Annotated in this window: 14 protein-coding genes; 13 read left to right on the forward strand and 1 reads right to left on the reverse strand. The window is 51.2% G+C overall.

Annotation, left to right across the window (positions count from 1 at the left end; genetic code table 11):
• Nucleotides 1-221 precede the first annotated feature (221 nt).
• The 6 genes from secA to D888_RS0105800 all read left to right on the forward strand — a co-directional run bounded on the left by secA (nucleotide 222) and on the right by D888_RS0105800 (nucleotide 8,248).
• A complete protein-coding gene (gene secA, locus D888_RS0105775; RefSeq protein WP_020675595.1) occupies nucleotides 222-2,921 on the forward strand; it encodes a preprotein translocase subunit SecA in 2,700 nt (899 codons plus the stop codon).
• Nucleotides 2,922-2,951: 30 nt separating this feature from the next.
• Nucleotides 2,952-4,652 carry a response regulator gene (locus D888_RS0105780; RefSeq protein ID WP_020675596.1) on the forward strand — a complete coding sequence of 567 codons (1,701 nt, stop codon included), beginning with the start codon at nucleotides 2,952-2,954 and terminating at the stop codon, nucleotides 4,650-4,652.
• 112 nt (nucleotides 4,653-4,764) lie between these two features.
• Nucleotides 4,765-5,943 (forward strand): bifunctional glutamate N-acetyltransferase/amino-acid acetyltransferase ArgJ, encoded by a 1,179-nt coding sequence (argJ, locus tag D888_RS0105785; protein ID WP_026362235.1) that lies wholly within the window; start codon nucleotides 4,765-4,767, stop codon nucleotides 5,941-5,943.
• Nucleotides 5,912-6,610 carry a deoxyribose-phosphate aldolase gene (gene deoC, locus D888_RS0105790; protein WP_245554995.1) on the forward strand — a complete coding sequence of 233 codons (699 nt, stop codon included), beginning with the start codon at nucleotides 5,912-5,914 and terminating at the stop codon, nucleotides 6,608-6,610. Before argJ ends, deoC begins: the two co-directional genes overlap by 32 nt.
• The gene (locus D888_RS0105795) at nucleotides 6,607-7,794 is read left to right on the forward strand and encodes a phosphopentomutase (protein ID WP_020675599.1); all 1,188 of its coding nucleotides are present in this window, start codon (nucleotides 6,607-6,609) and stop codon (nucleotides 7,792-7,794) included. Before deoC ends, D888_RS0105795 begins: the two co-directional genes overlap by 4 nt.
• 73 nt (nucleotides 7,795-7,867) lie before the next feature.
• Complete coding sequence (locus D888_RS0105800) at nucleotides 7,868-8,248, forward strand: DUF2914 domain-containing protein (protein ID WP_020675600.1); 381 nt, start codon at nucleotides 7,868-7,870, stop codon at nucleotides 8,246-8,248.
• Between the two features lie 65 nt (nucleotides 8,249-8,313).
• On the opposite strand, the gene D888_RS0105805 is transcribed toward D888_RS0105800, so the two are convergent.
• Entirely contained in the window at nucleotides 8,314-8,736 is a 423-nt protein-coding gene (locus D888_RS0105805; RefSeq protein WP_020675601.1) for a Ros/MucR family transcriptional regulator, read from the reverse strand.
• A 216-nt stretch (nucleotides 8,737-8,952) separates the two neighbouring features.
• Here D888_RS0105805 and D888_RS0105810 point away from each other — a divergent pair, with 216 nt between their 5' ends.
• From D888_RS0105810 to D888_RS0105845, 7 genes are all read left to right on the forward strand, one after another.
• Nucleotides 8,953-9,993, forward strand: coding sequence for a deoxyguanosinetriphosphate triphosphohydrolase (locus tag D888_RS0105810; RefSeq protein WP_026362237.1), 1,041 nt, complete (start codon nucleotides 8,953-8,955; stop codon nucleotides 9,991-9,993).
• A 549-nt stretch (nucleotides 9,994-10,542) separates the two neighbouring features.
• Nucleotides 10,543-10,959 (forward strand): chemotaxis protein CheW, encoded by a 417-nt coding sequence (locus D888_RS0105820; RefSeq protein WP_020675604.1) that lies wholly within the window; start codon nucleotides 10,543-10,545, stop codon nucleotides 10,957-10,959.
• A 40-nt stretch (nucleotides 10,960-10,999) separates the two neighbouring features.
• Entirely contained in the window at nucleotides 11,000-12,691 is a 1,692-nt protein-coding gene (locus D888_RS22945) for a response regulator (protein WP_020675605.1), read from the forward strand.
• A 148-nt stretch (nucleotides 12,692-12,839) separates the two neighbouring features.
• A complete protein-coding gene (locus D888_RS0105830) occupies nucleotides 12,840-15,497 on the forward strand; it encodes a valine--tRNA ligase (protein WP_020675606.1) in 2,658 nt (885 codons plus the stop codon).
• Nucleotides 15,498-15,844: 347 nt separating this feature from the next.
• On the forward strand, nucleotides 15,845-16,522 hold the full coding sequence (locus tag D888_RS0105835; protein ID WP_026362238.1) for a succinate dehydrogenase cytochrome b subunit: 678 nt from the start codon (nucleotides 15,845-15,847) through the stop codon (nucleotides 16,520-16,522).
• A 10-nt stretch (nucleotides 16,523-16,532) separates the two neighbouring features.
• A complete protein-coding gene (locus tag D888_RS0105840) occupies nucleotides 16,533-18,449 on the forward strand; it encodes a fumarate reductase/succinate dehydrogenase flavoprotein subunit (protein WP_020675608.1) in 1,917 nt (638 codons plus the stop codon).
• The gene (locus tag D888_RS0105845) at nucleotides 18,449-19,189 is read left to right on the forward strand and encodes a succinate dehydrogenase/fumarate reductase iron-sulfur subunit (protein ID WP_020675609.1); all 741 of its coding nucleotides are present in this window, start codon (nucleotides 18,449-18,451) and stop codon (nucleotides 19,187-19,189) included. Before D888_RS0105840 ends, D888_RS0105845 begins: the two co-directional genes overlap by 1 nt.
• The last annotated feature ends 2 nt before the right edge of the window (nucleotides 19,190-19,191 follow it).

Consider the following 19,191-nt stretch of genomic DNA (forward strand, 5'->3'; position numbering starts at 1 on the left):
ATTTAAAATCCTCTCAAAGTCCGTATATCCCTGCAGTAAACCAAGCGAGCCCGCATTTAATTACGCGAGTAGAGGAAGCTATTCCTCCTTGTGAGCCTGAAGACCAGTATGGTAGTATGCCGGGTTTAATCCTACTTGTTCGTCTGCCAATAGGGCCGGATGAACCTAATTTCCCCGTCTAGCCAGGTCTGGCAGTAGGCGGTTATGGAGCCTGTTTTTCGATGATTAAGAGTCTGGTGCGAAAGATCGTTGGCAGCAAAAACGAGCGTGAAATCAAACTGATGATGGTTAAGGTTGAGCAGATAAACGCCCTTGAAGAGAGCTTGACAGCGTTAAGTGATGAACAACTTCGCGGCAAAACCCTTGAATTTCGGGCACGCATGGAGCAGGGGGAGACGGTTGACGACCTGCTGGTTGAAGCTTTTGCTGTGGTGCGTGAAGGGAGTAAACGCGCCCTTGGTATGAGGCACTTCGATGTCCAGATGATCGGGGGGATGGTGCTGAACGCCGGTAAAATTGCAGAAATGAAGACCGGTGAAGGAAAAACTCTGGTCGCAACGTTGGCGACCTACCTCAATGCACTGGTCGGCAAGGGGGTTCATGTCATCACGGTCAATGATTATCTGGCGAGTCGTGATGCCGAGTGGATGGGGAAACTTTATCGGTTTTTGGGGCTTTCGGTTGGCTGTATCGTGCATGGTCTCACAGATAAGCAGCGTCAGGAGGCCTATGGCGCAGACATTACCTACGGAACCAATAATGAATTCGGCTTTGATTACCTGCGCGACAATATGAAGTTTGCGCTGGCCGATTATGCTCAGCGACCCCTGCATTACGCGATTGTTGACGAAGTCGATTCGATTCTGATCGATGAAGCCCGGACACCACTGATTATCTCAGGCCCGAGTGAGGCTTCAAGCGACCTTTACACGCGGGTTGATATGATAATCCCGCGACTTGTGAAGGGCGAGACCAGCGAATCCAGGGATGGGGCCATCGGGCAGAGTGTCAAGCACTATACCGGCGACTTTACCGTGGATGAAAAAGCGAAATCGGCGATGCTGACCGAGGAGGGGGTGCTTAAAACCGAGAAACTCCTGGGAATTGAAAACCTTTATGACCCCGTCAACATTGAACTCCTCCACCATGTAAATCAGGCGCTCAAGGCTCATGCCCTGTTTAAGCGTGATGTCGATTACGTAGTCAAGGATGGTGAGGTCATGATTGTCGATGAGTTCACCGGGCGCCTGATGGAAGGTCGCCGCTGGAGCGATGGCCTGCATCAGGCCATTGAAGCCAAAGAAGGGGTCAAGATTGAATCTGAAAACCAGACCCTGGCTACGATTACCTTTCAAAATTATTTCCGGATGTACGATAAGCTCTCGGGGATGACTGGTACCGCCGATACCGAGGCCAAGGAGTTTCACGAAATCTATAAACTTGATGTCGTTGTTATTCCGACCAATCGCCCATTGTCACGACTCGACAACCCCGATGTTATTTATAAGACTAAGAAAGAAAAATATCTTGCAGCGATCGAAGACATTATTGCTTGCCACAAGGTTGGACAGCCGGTGCTGGTCGGCACGATTTCGATCGAAGATTCTGAACTGCTGGCAGAGTTGTTACAAAAGAGAGGCGTTCCCCATAGTGTTCTGAACGCCAAGCAGCATGGTCGTGAAGCCCTGGTGGTTGCTCAGGCAGGGCGTAAGGGGTCCGTGACGCTGGCGACCAATATGGCCGGCCGCGGTACTGATATCGTCCTTGGCGGGAATGCAGAAATGATGGCTCGGGTGGAGTCTGCCGACGCTGAACCCGAAGAACGCGAAGCTGTCTTTGAAGCGGCCCTGGCGAGGCACAGGACACAGTGTCTCCGCGAAAAGGAAGAGGTCTTGGCGGCAGGGGGGCTCTATATCCTCGGTACAGAACGTCATGAATCGCGCCGGATTGACAATCAGTTGCGCGGCCGCTCCGGTCGTCAGGGTGATCCAGGGGCCAGTCGTTTCTATATGAGCCTTGAGGATGATCTGTTGCGAATTTTCGGTTCACAGAGGGTCGCCTATGTCATGGAGAAACTGCGTATCCCGGACGGGGAGCCGATTGAGCATGGCATGATCAGTAAAGCAATTGAAAATGCACAGAAGAAGGTTGAAGCCCATAACTTCGATATCCGAAAGCACCTGATAGATTACGATGATGTCATGAATCGTCAGCGTGAGGTTATCTATGCGCAACGCCGTGAGATTCTTGGTGGACAGGATATTCGTGGCACCGTCGAGAGCATCCTGAATGAGGCGATCGGCGATTCGGTCGCATCGTTCTGTCCGGATAAGTCACGTCGTGAGGATTGGGATTGGCAACGCCTCAGCGAAGACATGCTGACTCAATTTAATTTTTTCCCTGAACTTGAGGCTGTTGATCAGGACAAAGTCAGTCATGACGAACTCGAGAATCTGCTGAAACAACAGGCGTTGATGCGACTTGATGAACGCGAACAGGAATTCACCCCGCCGGTGATGAAACATCTCTGTCAGGTCCTTTTACTGCAGAGCATCGACACCCAGTGGAAGGGACATCTGCTTGATGTCGATCATTTAAAGGAGGGGATCGGCCTACGTGGTTATGGGCAACTAGATCCCAAGGGTGAGTATAAGCGTGAGGCATTTGAGCTGTTTATGCAGATGATGGGGCGTGTGCGTCAAGAGGTTTTGCAGAATCTCTTCCGGGTGCAGTTGGCCCGCGAAGACGATCTGGACCAGATAGAAGCTCGGCGGCGTCAGCAACAGCAGATGGTCCTGAACCGGGCGGCTGGAGACACCGAAGTGAAGAAGCCGGTGACCCGAGAGGAAGACAAGGTTGGTCGGAACGATCCATGCCCCTGTGGCAGCGGGAAAAAGTTCAAGAAGTGTTGTGGCCGTTAACTCTCACAACTGATGGAGTCTGACCCGAGAATGAGCAATCTGAAACTCGATTCCGAACCGGCGGTTCTGCTGGTTGATGATGCTCCGTTGATCCTTGATCTGTTACAGGAAATTCTCGAGGATCGTGGTTATCGGGTGTTACGCACCGAATCCGGCAAGGACGTACCTGGGATTCTTGCCCATGAGCAAGTCGCGGTCGTCTTCTGCGACATTCTCCTGCCAGAAATAAACGGGGTTGAGGTTCTACGTCAGATCAAACAGCAGACCCCCGAGGTCCAGGTGATAATAATTTCGGGACAACAGAGCTTTGATACCGCGCGTGAAGTCATGCGCGAACGGGCGCTCGACTTTCTGGTTAAACCATTTGCTTCCGGAGAGGTTCTGAATGCCGCTCAGCGGGGAGTCACCGCCTATTACACGGCGATTAATCAGCAAAAGGCTCGGATCGAAGCGCAACGGCGCATGGCCGATCTGGTTCTTTTAAAGCAGGTCGGGGAGTCCGCGAGTGCTGGCAGCGACTTGCAGGAGCTGTTTGAGCAAATCCTTGACTCGATAGTCCTTTCGGCTGGTGTCGAGATCGCTTCATTGATGATTGTCGGCGAAGATAAGCTACTGCGGATTTCAGCTGCTCGGGGGCTTTCCCCCGAAATTGTGAACTCGGTACTGGTTGCGCCAGGCGAAGGGATTGCCGGCCATGTCTTTCAGTTGCGTGAACCGGTGCTGATTCAGAACATCAGTTTTGATGATCGTTTCGAAGCGTTGGTTGGTGGGGAGCGCTACAAAAATCAGTCCCTGCTTTCGGTGCCGATTTTGTACCGCGAAAAGACCCTGGGGGTTATCAACGTCAACAATAAGCGCTCTGGGGGGGCGTTCGACGCTGAAGATCAAAATTTACTGATGGCCATTGCGCATCAGGTCGCATTGGCGATGGAGAACTTCAAACTCGTCACTAGCCTTCGTCAGCAGGCACGGACCCTTGAGCGGACGAATGCCGACCTGGTCAAACTCAATCTGGCACGCACCAGGCTGGTCTGTAATCTGTCTCATGAGTTGAAGACGCCCCTGACTTCAATCATGGGGTTTGTTGACCTGGCCCTGACCTTTTACGGGCGACTTTCCGAGGAGGACCTGAAAGATTATTTGAGTCAGGCGCGTGAAGAAGGTGTGCGGTTAGGCGGGCTGATCACCAGCATGCTGCGGCTGTTTTCGATCGAATCCGAACGTGAACCGTGGAAATGGAAGGCGTTCAACCTGGGTTGGGCGGTCAGTGAGGCCTTTCAGTACCATGGTAAGCGGATCGAACGCGCCAGGTTGAAGGTTAAGGTCGCGATTGATGAAGATCTGCCAGAGATCTATGGTGACTCCGAAAAGTTCGGCATCGCCTTGAACGCCTTGCTGGACAACGCAGTCAAGTTTAATCGTGAGGGGGGGGATCTCTCAGTTCGGGTGGAAAGACGCGAAATCGACGGACTCGAGTTTGCCTACCTGCAGATTCAGAATGATGGTGTGACTATCCCTCCTGAAGCCAAAGCGACGATCTTTGATTCCTATACTCAGTTGGGCGATATTAATACGGAAAAGCCTCATGGAGTGGGAATTGGACTCTCTTTAGTGCGCGTCGTGATTTCTAAAATGAAGGGCCGAGTCTTTCTTGAGTCAAAAGAAGGGGAGGGCGCCTCATTTGGCCTGTTGTTGCCGAGTGAAGAGAGTTATGGGACTTTGCGCGACTGACTTTTTTGGATTACAATGAAAGGCAATATATCGCGAGGCTGCTCACAGGGTAGCCTCGCTTTTCTTCCAGCGGCTCCATTGAATTTTGAGGATTAAAGTGATGGATAAAATAATCTCTCCCAAGGGGTATCGTTATGCTGCCCTGGCCAGCGGTATAAAAAAAAGCGGCAAGCTTGATCTCGGTCTGATCCTCTCTGAAACTCCGGCGAACTGTGCGGGTGTTTTTACTCAAAATCTGGTCATTGCTGCACCCTTGCAGGTCACCAAACCACGAATTGCTCTGGGGAAATGTCAGGCTATTTTGGTCAACAGCGGGAACGCCAACGCTTGTACAGGGGCTTCAGGTTTAAAGACTGCCGAAGATTGCGTCACCTTGACTGCACGCGCCCTCGGACTCGACCCTGACCTGGTGGCGGTCGCATCGACCGGTGTCATCGGTCAACCCATGCCGCTTGAACCTTTTGTGGCGGCAATGCCGAAACTTGTAGCAGGGCTTGAGACCCAAGAGGTTGCAGATGTCGCCAGGGCGATGATGACAACGGATCGTTATACGAAAATTTCGTGCGTGAACGGATCTGTTGCCGGAACTCCGTATACGTTGCTGGGGGTGGCAAAAGGTGCCGGCATGATTCATCCGAATATGGCGACCATGCTTGGATTTGTTGTGACCGATGCCGCCCTCGGCTGCAAGCAGTTGCAGCGGCTGCTTAAACCGGCAGTTGACAACAGTTTTAATGCCATCACGGTCGATGGAGATACTTCGACCAACGACCTGGTGTTGTTGTTGGCCAATGGCGCTTCCGGGGCTGAAATAAAACCTGAGAGTGATGACGAAAAGCAATTTGCTGAAAATTTGCTTCAGCTGCTGCTTGATCTGGCAAAAATGATTGTTCGTGATGGCGAGGGAGCTACCAAACTGGCCGAAATCAAGGTTGTCGGAGCACAAAATCCGAGCGCCGCGCGTAGTATCGCCAAGACCGTTGCAACCTCATCTCTGGTCAAGACGGCATTCTTTGGTGAGGACGCTAACTGGGGTCGGATTATTGCTGCGGTAGGCTATGCCGGAGTTGAGATTAATCCGGATATGATCGATATCCTTTTTGATCAGGTCATGGTGGCCTCAGCGGGGCTGTATGTCGGCCCGCACATCGAAGCGCCTGCTACCGCCGTTTTGAAGCAGGCTGAATTTTGCGTGACCATTGATCTGCATCAGGGGGATGCAACGGCGAGTTACTATACCTCTGATTTGACCTATGATTATGTCAAGATCAACGCCGATTATCGTTCCTGAGATGTCGATTCTGAATCCAGCTCGGCTGATTGATCATACCCTGCTCAAGCCTCAGACCACGCTGAAGCAGATTGAACAGCTGTGTGAAGAGGCGGTCGAATGGGGGTTTGCGGCTGTGTGTGTCCCCCCGGCCTTTGTTGAGCGTGCTGTTGCCTGTCTTTACGGCTCGGAAACGGCGGTTGCCAGTGTGGTTGGCTTTCCTTGTGGTTATGACAGCACCACATCCAAGGTGCGGCAGACTGAGGAGCTGGGGAGCCTGGGTTGTACTGAAATTGATATGGTGATTTCGATTGGACTGGCCCTGTCTGGAGAGTTTGCACGGGTCGAGGATGAGATCGCGCAGATTGTTCTGGCTTCGGCCGGGGCAAAAGTCAAGGTCATCATTGAATGTTGCTATCTTGACAGACTACAAAAAATTGCATTGACCGATGCGGTTGTGCGCGCCGGTGCTGCTTATGTCAAAACCTCGACCGGGTTCGGTCCCTCCGGTGCCAAAGTTGAGGACGTGCATTTATTGGCCGAAACGGCTCAGGGTCGGATCGGGGTCAAGGCTGCAGGAGGAATTAAATCATTAAATGACCTGCGTCTTATGTCCGTGGCCGGAGCGAGCCGGATCGGCACCAGTTCCGGGGTCGAAATTATGCGGCAATGGGTCGCTTCCCTATGAAAACGCATCGTGATTTCAAGCGGGTCGTGCTGATTGTTCTGGATGGCGTCGGGGTTGGCGCTCTGCCGGATGCCGCAAGCTATGGTGATGCCGCGGCCGCTACTCTTCCCCACGTTGCAGAGGCCGTGGATGAATTTGGCTTGCCGAACCTGCAAAAGCTGGGGCTGGGGAACATTTGCCAGATCAAAGGTGTTCCTCCCACAGACCAACCACAGGCTTCCTGGGGCAAGATGGCCTCACTGAGCGCTGGGAAGGATTCAATCACTGGACACTGGGAGATTGCAGGTCTGGTCAAATCGGTCCCATTTCCCTCTTTTCCTCAGGGGTTCCCAGCTGAGATCATTGATAAGTTTTCGGTTTTAGCCGGAATTGAACCGTTGGGGAATATTGCGGCCAGCGGGACGGATATTTTACGGTTATTAGGGGCAGAGCATCTTTTAAGCGGGCGTCCCATTGTTTATACCAGTAGTGATTCGGTTTTTCAGATCGCAGCCCACGAGGATGTGTTGCCGCCTGCGCAACTCTATCGACTTTGTATACAGACCCTCGAAATGTTACGGCCTTACGGGGTATGTCGAGTGATAGCGCGTCCATTTGTCGGGGATTCTGAAGAAAATTTTATGCGCACTGCGCGTCGTCATGACTTTCCGATCGAACCTGAAGGGACGACAGTTTTGGATCTCATGCAGGCGGCCGGGTTTCCCACTTGCGGCATCGGGAAAGTCGGTGATTTGTTTGCCGAGCGGGGTCTTGATCGGAGCCTGCCTACTCGGAATAACAGTGACGGGATGCAGAGGTTGCAGCGAGAATTATTCTCTCTGAAGGAGGGGTTGATATTTGTTAATCTCGTGGATTTCGATATGCTTTATGGTCACCGACTCGATAGCAAGGGGTTCGCGCGAGCCTTGACCGAGTTCGATCAGCAACTTCCCGCAGTCTTGCAGGCTTTAAATTCTGCCGATTTGCTTTTGATTACTGCGGATCATGGCTGTGATCCGACGACACCGGGAACTGATCACAGCCGCGAGTACGTTCCATTGCTCGCTTGGTCGCAACAGTTCGATTGCGGACGGTTTCTTGGGGAGCGAGCAAGTTTTTCCGATGTTGCTGCGACAATTGGTTATATTTTCGGACTTGGAATGAAGACGGGAGCTAATTTTTTTGATTCGTTGAGATGCGACTGAGCATGTACTGTCCAGCGTTTTTTAGGTCAATCCAAAAGCCGTGGTTCTAGCGGCCTACGACAGGGAGAAGAAAATGATGAAGCGATATATCCTGACCATTCTTGCACTGCTGGTTTTTCCACTTTCGGCTTTTGCGTTGACGGTATCTGGGGCTGTTATTACTACAAAGGTTGTTGACCGTGTGCCAGTCGACAAGGTTGAGGTTTACCCTGCTCAACTCGGAAAGCTTTATTGCTTTTCAAGGGTTGAGGGTGCGACCGCCGACACCAGCATTGAACATGTCTGGCTGTATCAGGGGGATGAGATGGCCCGGGTCAGGCTGCCGGTCAAATCAGCAAACTGGAGGACCTATTCTTCAAAGAAAATGTTTCCGGCGTGGAAAGGAGAATGGGAGGTTCGAATTCTTGATGACGCAGGAAATGAATTGGCTAGAGTCCCATTTAAGGTCGAATAGATACCGATTTAAAAGAGCGCCTTTTATTTAAGAAGGGCGCTCTTTTAAATCGAATTTGTCGGGGATTATTTTTTCTTCTTGTTGGCACGTGCCTTGGCAAGGTTGTCTGCCAGGCCTCTGTCCACTGCCATCTGACGCCGACTTTCCGAGTAATTACGGGATGCAAGTGACTGGCTTGTGGGGATCTCAAATTGAACGCGATACTCTTTAGGGGTGGTGTCGTGCGCGGTACGTAGATGGCGTGAAAGGGTTTTGAATCCTTTACCACAAATCATGCAAAAAATTTTATCTTTGCCGAAGGCTTTTTTGCGACTGATGGAGGGGCTTTCAGTTCCTTCATCCGCTGCGGTAGGAACTTCTCCACGCTCAAGAGCGGTAAGCGTGTTATGCAGTTCTGTGAGTTCCGCAAACATTTCATCTTTTGACATTTCTGTCTTGGACAGGTGGGCCGAAAGGATTTGAGCTGCAAGCTCTGTTGGTGTCGCCATCTGTTATCTCCTTATTATTGGTATAAATTGAGCCGTCTTGATCGTTTCCTGTTTAATGCAGAGTATTCTTTTTAACGTATTTATGGTTAAAATCAAGTTTATTTTATTATTTCATCTAAAAATATTCAAAAAATAATAGTTCGGCATTTTCTTTTCTTTTTAAACTCGTATTTTTTGGCAAATTTAAGTCCTGCATTAATCGAAAATGGACAATTTATGAATATCAGAAAACATATTGAGAAGCGTGAAGCAATAAATCTTTCAGCATATGCTTGCCATAGTGTTAACTCTTTAGGTCGCTTGAAAATTGAACCTCTCTGTACAGTGAGAACCTTGTTTCAGCATGATCGCGACCGGATACTTCACTCTAAATCTTTTCGAAGGCTTAAACATAAAACACAGGTATTTCTATCTCCAGAGGGGGATCATTATCGGACTCGGTTAACCCACACGCTGGAAGTTTCTCAGGTGGCCCGGACAGTAGCCAGGGCGCTGGAGCTTAATGAAGATTTAACTGAAGCGATTGCGCTCGGACATGATCTGGGACACACTCCTTTCGGGCATGCGGGGGAAAGGGTCCTTAACGAACTTATGCCTGGTGGGTTTCGGCATGTTGCACAGAGTTTGAGAGTTGTTGATTTTCTTGAAAAGGACGGAGAAGGCCTTAACCTGACTCACGAGGTGCGCGACGGCATCCTTCGTCACTCCAAGGGGCGGGGACCGTTGTTGGCACCTGAGGATGAATCGCGGGCTGGAACTCTGGAGGGGCAGATCGTGCGCCTCGCAGACATTATCGCTTATGTCAATCATGACCTGGATGATGCTATCCGTGGCGGTGTCATTATGGAGACCGATTTGCCCACCTCTATCGTCGGGGCGGTTGGTGACACGCATGCTCATCGGATAGGGCGTATGGTGAGCGACCTGATTGAACAGTCGATGGCCGTAGGGGGTTCTCGAATCTGTCTGTCTGAAGAGATGGATGAAGCCATCCGGGCACTCAGATCCTGGCTGTTTGAACGGGTGTATGAGTCTGATGCTGTTCATAGTGATTTCGTAAAGGCTTCGCGCATGTTACGCGAACTTTTTAATTTTTTCATCGATAACGAAGCCATTTTTTTACGGGAGGGTGGGCGACGTTACTCGAGCGATTCTCTGGAGGTTTCGGTCGCGGATTTCATTGCCGGGATGACAGATCGTTTTGCTTTGGCGCTTTACAGTCGCTTGTTTTTACCGCAACCTTGGAGACCGCTTTGAATCGAGGTAACTCCTTGATTTTCCCAAGGTAAAAACTTGACACTCTGAAAAGCGATATGCTAGCGTTAGCGCGTTTTCAGGCGCGGATTGAACCAATTTTCCTGACTGGCTTCAAGGTATGGACGCAATCTCTCGTCGGCTACTATTTCGTATCGGAACGATAAGGTTCTGCCTCTACCTTAATGAACTAATAGAGATTCGTAATCAGACCGATTCGTTGTACGAGTGTAGACAACCTGACTTCCCGTTGGTCACTGTTGACGCTTTCACTGTTGGACAAGCGCAGATTCCTGTGGTCGAATTGTATGGCCGATTAAGTCTTCTGCCCGTCGAGGCAGAAAGCCTTTTGGTTTTGAGCAGTCTGGGTGGGCGTTGGGCGTTGGTTGTCGATCGGGTTGAAGGTTTTTGTTCGAAAGCTGAGATGAAAGACCTTCCTGTGCCCCCTCTTTTGCGCGTAGAGGGGTGGCGTTGCTTTCAACGAATCAGTCTGTATCAAGGGGTTCCTTATTTATGTCTTGATCTGGATGCATGCTATGGCGGGGAGCCAGAGTGATCGAAAAGTTTGGTCTTTTCAGTCTTGCGGAACGCGGCTATGCTGTTCCGTTAGTTCGCTTGTTACGCGTACTTGATAGCCCAAGGTCTGAATTCATCCCTCTCATCCCGCAAGAGATGGCCGGGATGGTAGTGGTTGATGATGAGATCATCCCTCTGGTCGAGTCAGCTTTGTTCCCCGGGGTCCCTGCAGGGAAGGCGCTGGCCGCGGAATTTAAGGTTCTGGTCGCTACTGAGTATGGTACCGTTGCTCTTCCTGCTGAAGGAACAATCGGAGTTGTTGCGGCAGATCGATGTGTGCTGGGTGCGGCAGAGAGATTTGCCGGTTTCTTGCCAGAGGCGATCAATTATCGCCGCAAGGAATATTTGGTGTTGGATGTAGACGCTTTTACTATGAGCCTGATTCGTCCCTGAGCTTTATTCGGGGCATATACTTGGTGCGAGGAGTTCTCGAATGTTGAAAAAGCTGCTTCTGGCCGATGACAGTCTGACGATCCAGAAGGTTGTCGGAATTGTTTTCGCTAATCTGAACTATCAACTTCTGATCGCCGACAACGGTGATGAGGCCCTTGCTCTGGCGCGCAAGGAATTTCCGGACCTGGTCATTGCTGATATTGGTATGCCGGGGAAGGATGGACTTGAACTCTGTCGAGATATAAAAAACGATCCCGGCTTAAGTCAAATTCCGGTCCTCCTGCTACCCGGTACTTTCGAGAACTTTGATGAAAAGAAAGCTCTTGCTGCTGGTGCTGATGGCTGGTTAACTAAGCCTTTTGAATCTCAATCCCTGATTACGAAAGTTGAAGATCTTCTCGCTGCGGCTTCTGCTCAGGCGCCGTCAATGGCAACTGCGGCAATGGTGTCCGACCAACCTGTTGCGTTTGAGGATACTATTGCTGAGGATGAGGAGAAAGGTCAGACGTTTGAATCTGTCGGCTTTGATGCTCCTGATTTTTTTGAAGATGAATCGGTCAGTTTCGAGACGCCTGAGCCTTTCGCGGTTGAAGCACCCCCAGAGCTTGAAACCTTTGATTCTCCTGACGCGGAAAACATTAACCCCCTTGATGAGCTCAGTTCTGCGGCAGACAATATCGTCAGTTTTGCCTCACCAGAACCTGCGTCGGTGGCTACGCCGATCAATTTTGATATCCCTGCTGTCGAGGAATCATCTTCAGATGCCGGAGATGATATCTGGGATGCAGTGACCTTCGAAGAAGAGGATCTTCGTTCCGAGATCAACTCACTTTCAATCGCGGACGAAAAGGTTGACGATCTGATCTCTTTTGATACCCCGGCAGAGATTGAGTCCGCCCCGGTTGACGAGGATCCCGCCCTGGTTGACGAGGAACCGACCCTGGTTGACGAGGAACCGACCCTGGTTGAAGAAGAACCCGCTCTGGTGGAAGAGGAGCCCGCCCTGGTTGAAGAGGAGCCCGCCCTGGTTGAAGAGGAGCCCGCCCTGGTTGAAGAGGAGCCCGCCATGGTTGAAGAGGAGCCCGCCCTGGTTGAAGAGGAGCCCGCCCTGGTTGAAGAGGAGCCCGCCCTGGTTGAAGAGGAGCCCGCCCTGGTTGAAGAGGAACCCGCTCTGGTCGAAGAGGAACCAGCTCTGGTTGACGAGGATCTTGACGATGACATCCTCGAACTCGGTGAAGAGGATATTTTCGAGCTTGAGGATGATGCCGTTATCGAAGAGAGTTCAGCCGATTTACCAGCGAGTACTCCGGACGATTTCGAATTCCCTGATTCTCCGGTGGAGACGATTGTTGATTTTGCGGCCCCGAGCCATGTCGAACCGGTGGCCGAGGTTGAGCCTGCAGCAGTCGAGGTCTCTGGTGATATAGTGTCGGAATTCCCTGACTATGAGGACGCTTTTGAAGAGAACCTTGACGATGAGTTTGCGTTCTCAGACGAGCCAAGTCTTATAGATAAGGTTGATACTCCTGCCCCTGACACTGATCAGATTGCAGCCCAGTTGGCGAAACTTGATCCTTCTGTCCTTGAAGATATTGTTAAACGGGTCGCTGGCCCTGTTATCGAGAGACTCGCAACTCGGATGCTCGAAGAGATTATATGGGAGGTCGTGCCGGACTTGGCCGAAAGCATGATCAAGGACGAGATCCGCAAAATCAAAGATGGAGCGGCTTGACCTTCCCGGTGAACTGAACAGCTAAGCTGAACACCCCGGGGGGGGAAGACAGAACAATATATCTTGTTCTGTCTTCCCCCTTTGTCGTATCTGCCCGGCACAACTTGAATGATTGCCGGGCAAAATAATATGAGGATAAACAGTGCAAATGGATAAATTACCCAAGGGGTACGAGCCCCAGCAGGTTGAACAGAAATGGTATCAGCATTGGGAAGCAAACGGATATTTTCGCGCCGATGAAAACTCATCATTGCCTCCCTATTCGATCGTTATTCCGCCTCCGAATGTTACTGGTGTCCTGCATATGGGACATGCCCTGAATAACACCCTGCAGGATATTTTGTGTCGCTGGAAGCGGATGACGGGACACGAAGTTCTATGGATGCCAGGGACCGATCATGCCGGGATTGCAACCCAGAATGTAGTTGAGAGGCAACTCGCCAGCGAAGGTCTCGATCGACATCAACTCGGTCGTGAGAAGTTTGTTGAGCGTGTCTGGAAATGGCGTGAAGAATCTGGCGGTCAAATTATCAATCAACTCAAGTGTCTCGGTGCGTCCTGTGACTGGGAACGTGAGCGTTTCACCATGGATGAGGGGTTGTCTAAAGCAGTACGTGAAGTCTTCGTCCACCTCTACGAAGATGGACTTATCTATCGCGCTAATCGTTTGATCAACTGGTGCCCACGTTGCCATACCGCCCTGTCTGACCTGGAAGTCGAGCACGAAGATAAAAAGGGCCATCTCTGGCACCTGCGTTATCCTGTCGTCGGAACTGATCGGGTGCTTATTGTTGCTACGACCCGACCCGAAACCATGCTGGGTGATACCGCGGTTGCTGTTCATCCCGAAGATGAACGATATGCCGACCTGATCGGAAAAACGGTCAAGTTGCCATTTACAGATCGAGAAATCCCGGTTATCGCCGATGAATATGTTGATCGCACCTTCGGGTCAGGAGCGGTTAAAATCACCCCGGCACATGATTTTAACGATTTCGAAATTGGCAAGCGCCATAATCTTGAAGTGATCAATGTCCTTGATGAGTCGGGGAATATCAACGAGAACGGCGGAGACTATCAAGGGCTTGATCGTTCGGTTGCACGAGGGAAAATCGTCGAAGATCTTGAACGACTGGGCCTGTTGGAGAAAATTGATGACTATGCCAACGCTGTCGGGGAATGCTACCGCTGCAGAACAGTCATCGAGCCTTATATGAGCAAGCAGTGGTATGTGGCCGTCGCCCCGTTGGCGGAGAAAGCAATCGAAGCGGTTGAGAGCGGCAAGACTAAGGTTCTGCCCGCGCAGTGGGAGAAAACCTACTTCGAGTGGATGAATAATATTCAAGACTGGTGTGTGAGCCGCCAGATCTGGTGGGGTCACCGCATTCCCGCCTGGTTCTGTGACGATTGTGGTGAAATTACCGTCAGTCGGGAAGACGCCAGCGTCTGTTGCTATTGCGGCTCTGCTGCTCTGCAGCAGGAAACCGATGTCCTCGATACCTGGTTCTCATCGGCGCTCTGGCCGTTTTCGACCATGGGCTGGCCAGAAAATACCACCGTCCTCGAGAAGTTCTACCCGACCTCCTGCCTGGTGACCGGTTTTGATATCCTCTTCTTCTGGGTTGCGCGCATGATGATGATGGGGATCAAGTTTATGGATGTGGTCCCCTTCAATGAGGTCTATATCCATGCCCTGGTGCGCGATGCACAGGGGCAGAAGATGAGTAAGAGTAAGGGGAACGTTATCGACCCCCTGACCGTGGTCGATGAATATGGTGCGGATGCCTTCCGCTTTACTTTAGCGGCCTTCGCTGCGATGGGGCGTGATATCAAGTTGTCGACCGATCGTATCGGGGGCTATCGCAACTTCATTAACAAACTCTGGAATGCCAGTCGTTTTGCCTTGATGAACCTGGAAGAATTCGATCCTGCTTCTTCTACCTTGTCCGATTATGAACTGAGCCTGGCCGACCAATGGATTATTGATCGTTTTAATCGCGCCGCGGTCGAGGTGGACAGCTGTCTGGCCAACTATAAGTTTAATGATGCTGCGAGTGCGCTCTACTCTTTTACCTGGCATGAGTTCTGTGACTGGTATGTTGAGCTTGCCAAGGACAGCCTCTATGGAGACGACCAGTTAGCAAAACGGCGAGTCCAATTGGTTCTCTATACCGTCCTCGAAGGGTTATTGCGCTTGTTGCATCCGTTTATTCCGTTTGTGACGGAGGAGATCTGGCAGGCCCTGCCAGGGGTGAGGTCGACAGAGACGATCATGCGCGCGACCTTCCCCTCTTGCCTCAATGGACAGACCAATGCCGAGGCTGTGGCGCGAATGGATCTGGTCATGGAGGTCGTTAAAGCTATCCGAAATATCCGTGGCGAACTTGATGTTCCTCCCGGCCGCAAGATTGCAGTCAGTCTCGACTGCCGGAGTCGGCAAACCGCTGAGGCAATTATTGAAGGGGAGCGTTATATCTGTTCTCTGGCCAGGGTCGAAAGCCTGATTGTCGGCGTTGGCATTGAACGCCCGGCTGAATCAGCAACGCAGGTTGCGGGCGACGTTGAAGTATTAATTCCCCTGGCGGGGTTGATCGATCTGGCTGAAGAGAAAGAGCGTCTGGAGAAAGAGATCGCCAAGGTTCAGAAAGATGTTGATTTCTTCTTCGCTAAGCTCTCGAACGAAAAATTTATCGCCAACGCCCCTCCGCAGGTGCTTGAGAAAGACAGGGCAAAATTATTATCGACTCAGGAAAAACTAAAAGTCCTCCAGCAGGGGCTTGCACGAATCTGTAGCCTCATGGTCTGATCTTATGTTCAATTAGAAATCGCATATCTTGGTGAATTGAGCTTTTATTTTATAACGATGTTTAGTATACAGTATACGCTTCAATACATTGTAAGCTTGTTGAGCCTATCCGGGGGATTTGACCGGGTTAACTAATTTTCATTCGCTGCGCTCCTCCTTTTATGAAGAGATTCTGTCCATGAGCAGGAGGAAGTGAAGCTGGCGCGGTCCGCCAGCAGTCAGTCGAGACTCAACTTCAGGAGGAAACAGCTTAAATGGGTATGAGTCGCCCGGATTTTGCGCAGCGGTTGGGTTGAAGGGCCAGGCTCTTCGATCGGCAATCATTCACTTTTTTGAGGGATTGAATTATGCATTTACTACAAAGTACTGTGGGACGAAAGATTCTGATGGCGGTGACCGGCCTGCTCTTGGTCGGGTTCGTGACTGTCCACCTGCTCGGCAATCTGTCAATTTTTGCCGGGCCTGACGGCATCAATGCCTATGCCGTACATTTGCACAGCCTGGGGGCTCTGGTCTGGGTTTTTCGCCTGATCATGTTGGTTCTCTTCGCGGTACACATCACCTTAGGTGTACAATTATCTCTGGAGAACCGTACCGCCAATCCGATCAATTATTCGATCAAAAGCCGGATGAAGACCACCTTCTCCAGCGAATCGATGCTCTACACCGGGCTCATTTTGCTCGCTTTTTTGATCTACCATCTGCTGCACTTTACTCTACAGATTACCAATCCAGAGATTTCGGCGCATAACCTGCCGCTCGATGCCATGATGCGTCCGGATGTCTTCACTATGGTGGTCTTAAGCTTCCAGAAGGTTTTTATTTCGCTGGTCTATATTGTTGGAATGATTGCCCTGTTTCTTCATCTGACCCATGGACTTTCAAGCTTTGTACAGACATTCGGTTTGAATAATGGCCCCAGCCTGGAAAAGGTCTCTCTCTGCGGTAAACTTCTCGCGGTCGGTTACCTTTTGGCTTATGTCGCTATTCCTGTTTTTATCCTTGCTCGCTTTGTGAACATTTAGGGGGTTTATTGTGATTCTCGACGGAAAAACACCCACTGGTCCTATTGAAAAAACTTGGGATAAGCACCGTTTCGATATGAAACTGGTCAATCCCTCCAATAAACGTAAATTCAAGATTCTGGTTGTCGGTACCGGCCTCGCCGGTGGCGCTGCAGCGGCCTCTCTTGGTGAGCTTGGCTATAATGTTGAAGCCTTCTGCTATCAGGATAGTTCGCGTCGCGCTCACTCGATTGCGGCTCAGGGCGGGATCAACGCGGCCAAGAACTATCCGAACGATGGTGACAGTATCTATCGTCTCTTTTATGACACCATCAAAGGTGGTGACTTCCGGGCCCGCGAGGCTGACGTCTGGCGTTTGTCTCAGGTCTCGAACAATATTATCGACCAGTGTGTCGCTCAGGGCGTGCCCTTTGCTCGCGACTATGCCGGTTATCTGGATAATCGTTCTTTTGGTGGTGCTCAGGTTTCTCGGACCTTCTTCGCCCGTGGGCAGACAGGTCAGCAACTGCTTCTAGGTGCATATTCTGCGTTGTCCCGTCAGGTTAAGGCCGGTACCGTCACCATGAACGAGCGGACTGAGATGCTTGACCTGGTTGTTGTGGACGGTGTCGCCAAGGGGATTACCTGTCGCGATATGATCACCGGAGAAATTAAATCTTTTTGGGGAGATGCCGTTATTCTGGCAACCGGTGGCTATGTAAATGTTTTCTATCTGTCGACCAATGCCATGGGCTGTAGTGTCACGGCCGCTTGGAAAGCCGCTAAAAAAGGCGCCTTCATGGCTAACCCCTGCTACACGCAGATCCATCCGACCTGTATCCCGCAGACCGGTGATCATCAGTCGAAACTGACCCTGATGTCCGAGTCTCTGCGAAATGATGGCCGCTGCTGGGTACCCAAGAAAAAGGAGGATTGCGATAAGGCTCCAGGCGATGTCGCTGAAGAAGATCGTGACTACTATCTTGAACGGAAATACCCATCATTCGGCAACCTGGCTCCACGCGATATCGCATCACGTGCGGCAAAGGAGCAGTGTGATGATGAGCGTGGCGTTGGACCAGGAAAACGCGGTGTTTACCTTGATTACGCTACGGCTATCGGACGCGTTGGTGAGCACACTATCAAGGAGCGTTACGGCAATCTCTTTGAAATGTATGAAAAAATTACCGATGAGAACGCCTACAAGCGTCCGATGCGGATCTACCCGGCACCGCACTACGCCATGGGTGGGCTCTGGGTTGACTACAACCTGATGAGCAACGTCCCAGGTCTGTTTGTACTAGGTGAGGCAAACTTCTCGGTTCACGGGGCAAACCGCCTCGGTGCCTCGGCTCTGATGCAGGGTCTGGCCGATGGTTACTTCGTCATTCCTTACACCATCGCGGGTTATCTGGCGACGGTAAAACCTGGTGTAATCACTGACGAACACCCGGCGTTCAAGGAGTCGAAAGAGCAGGTTCAGGCAGATATTGATAAAATGCTCAATATCAAAGGCAAGAAGACTGTTAGTGAACTACATCGTGAACTCGGCAAGGTCATGTGGGAAGATGTGGGCATGGCTCGCAGCGAAGTTAGTCTTAAGCACGCTCTGCAACGTATTCCGGAAATTCGTGAAGAGTTCTGGAATAACGTCAATGTCAGCGGGACAGGGACTGAATTGAATCAGCAACTTGAAAACGCCGGCCGGTTGGCGGATTTCCTCGAATTCGGTGAAATCCTTGCGACCGACGCCTTGCACCGTGAAGAGTCCTGCGGTGGGCATTTCCGAACCGAGCACCAGACCGATGATGGTGAAGCGACGCGTGATGATGAGAACTTCGCTTACGTTGGGGCCTGGGAGTTCAAGGGGAACGACAAGGCCCCTGAGCTGCACAAGGAACCGCTGAAGTTTGACAATATACATCTTGCCGTGAGGAGCTATAAATAATGAATCTTACACTTCACGTTTGGCGCCAGGCCGGGCCTAAAGATAAAGGGACACTTGAAACCTATCCTGCCAAGGATGTCAGTGCTGACATGTCTTTCCTTGAGATGCTCGATGAGGTCAATGAAGGTCTGATTAAATCGGGCAAACAGGCAATAGTCTTCGATCACGACTGCCGCGAGGGGATCTGCGGTATGTGTTCACAGGTTATCAATGGCAAACCTCATGGTGGTCAGGATCGCACCACTGTTTGTCAGTTGCATATGCGTTCGTTCAAGGATGGCGATGAAATTTTCATCGAGCCCTGGCGCGCCCGTGCTTTCCCGGTGATCAAAGACTTGATTGTTGACCGCACCGCTCTCGACACCATCATGCAGGCTGGGGGCTATGTCTCCTGCCATACCGGAGGAGTGCCTGACGGTAACGCCCACCCGATTGGTAAGCCGGTTGCTGATTATGCCATGGACGCCGCTGAATGTATCGGTTGTGGAGCCTGCGTAGCGGGTTGCCCTAACAGTTCGGCGATGCTTTTCACCAGTGCCAAGGTGGCTCAACTTGCGGTTCTTCCGCAGGGTCAGCACGAAGCCAAGGCCCGGGTCAAGAACATGACCGACACGTTGCAGGCTGCCGGCTTCGGTAACTGCAGCAATCACCTTGAATGCGAAGCGTCCTGTCCCAAGGGGATCAGCGTTAAGTTTATTGCCAAACTCAACCGCGAGTACATCAAGACGATTGCTGGTTGAAT

The organism is Geopsychrobacter electrodiphilus DSM 16401 (genome assembly GCF_000384395.1).
GTDB classification, from domain to species: domain Bacteria; phylum Desulfobacterota; class Desulfuromonadia; order Desulfuromonadales; family Geopsychrobacteraceae; genus Geopsychrobacter; species Geopsychrobacter electrodiphilus.

Bases quoted from the DNA above. Each gene is read 5' to 3' on its own strand.
- D888_RS0105795 (WP_020675599.1), top strand. From the start codon at position 6,607: ATGAAAACGCATCGTGATTTCAAGCGGGTCGTGCTGATTGTTCTGGAT.
- D888_RS0105810 (WP_026362237.1), top strand. From the start codon at position 8,953: ATGAATATCAGAAAACATATTGAGAAGCGTGAAGCAATAAATCTTTCA.
- D888_RS0105800 (WP_020675600.1), top strand. From the start codon at position 7,868: ATGATGAAGCGATATATCCTGACCATTCTTGCACTGCTGGTTTTTCCA.
- D888_RS0105780 (WP_020675596.1), top strand. From the start codon at position 2,952: ATGAGCAATCTGAAACTCGATTCCGAACCGGCGGTTCTGCTGGTTGAT.
- secA (WP_020675595.1), top strand. From the start codon at position 222: ATGATTAAGAGTCTGGTGCGAAAGATCGTTGGCAGCAAAAACGAGCGT.
- D888_RS0105805 (WP_020675601.1), bottom strand. From the start codon at position 8,736: ATGGCGACACCAACAGAGCTTGCAGCTCAAATCCTTTCGGCCCACCTG.
- D888_RS22945 (WP_020675605.1), top strand. From the start codon at position 11,000: ATGTTGAAAAAGCTGCTTCTGGCCGATGACAGTCTGACGATCCAGAAG.
- D888_RS0105835 (WP_026362238.1), top strand. From the start codon at position 15,845: ATGCATTTACTACAAAGTACTGTGGGACGAAAGATTCTGATGGCGGTG.
- D888_RS0105845 (WP_020675609.1), top strand. From the start codon at position 18,449: ATGAATCTTACACTTCACGTTTGGCGCCAGGCCGGGCCTAAAGATAAA.
- D888_RS0105830 (WP_020675606.1), top strand. From the start codon at position 12,840: ATGGATAAATTACCCAAGGGGTACGAGCCCCAGCAGGTTGAACAGAAA.
- deoC (WP_245554995.1), top strand. From the start codon at position 5,912: ATGTCAAGATCAACGCCGATTATCGTTCCTGAGATGTCGATTCTGAAT.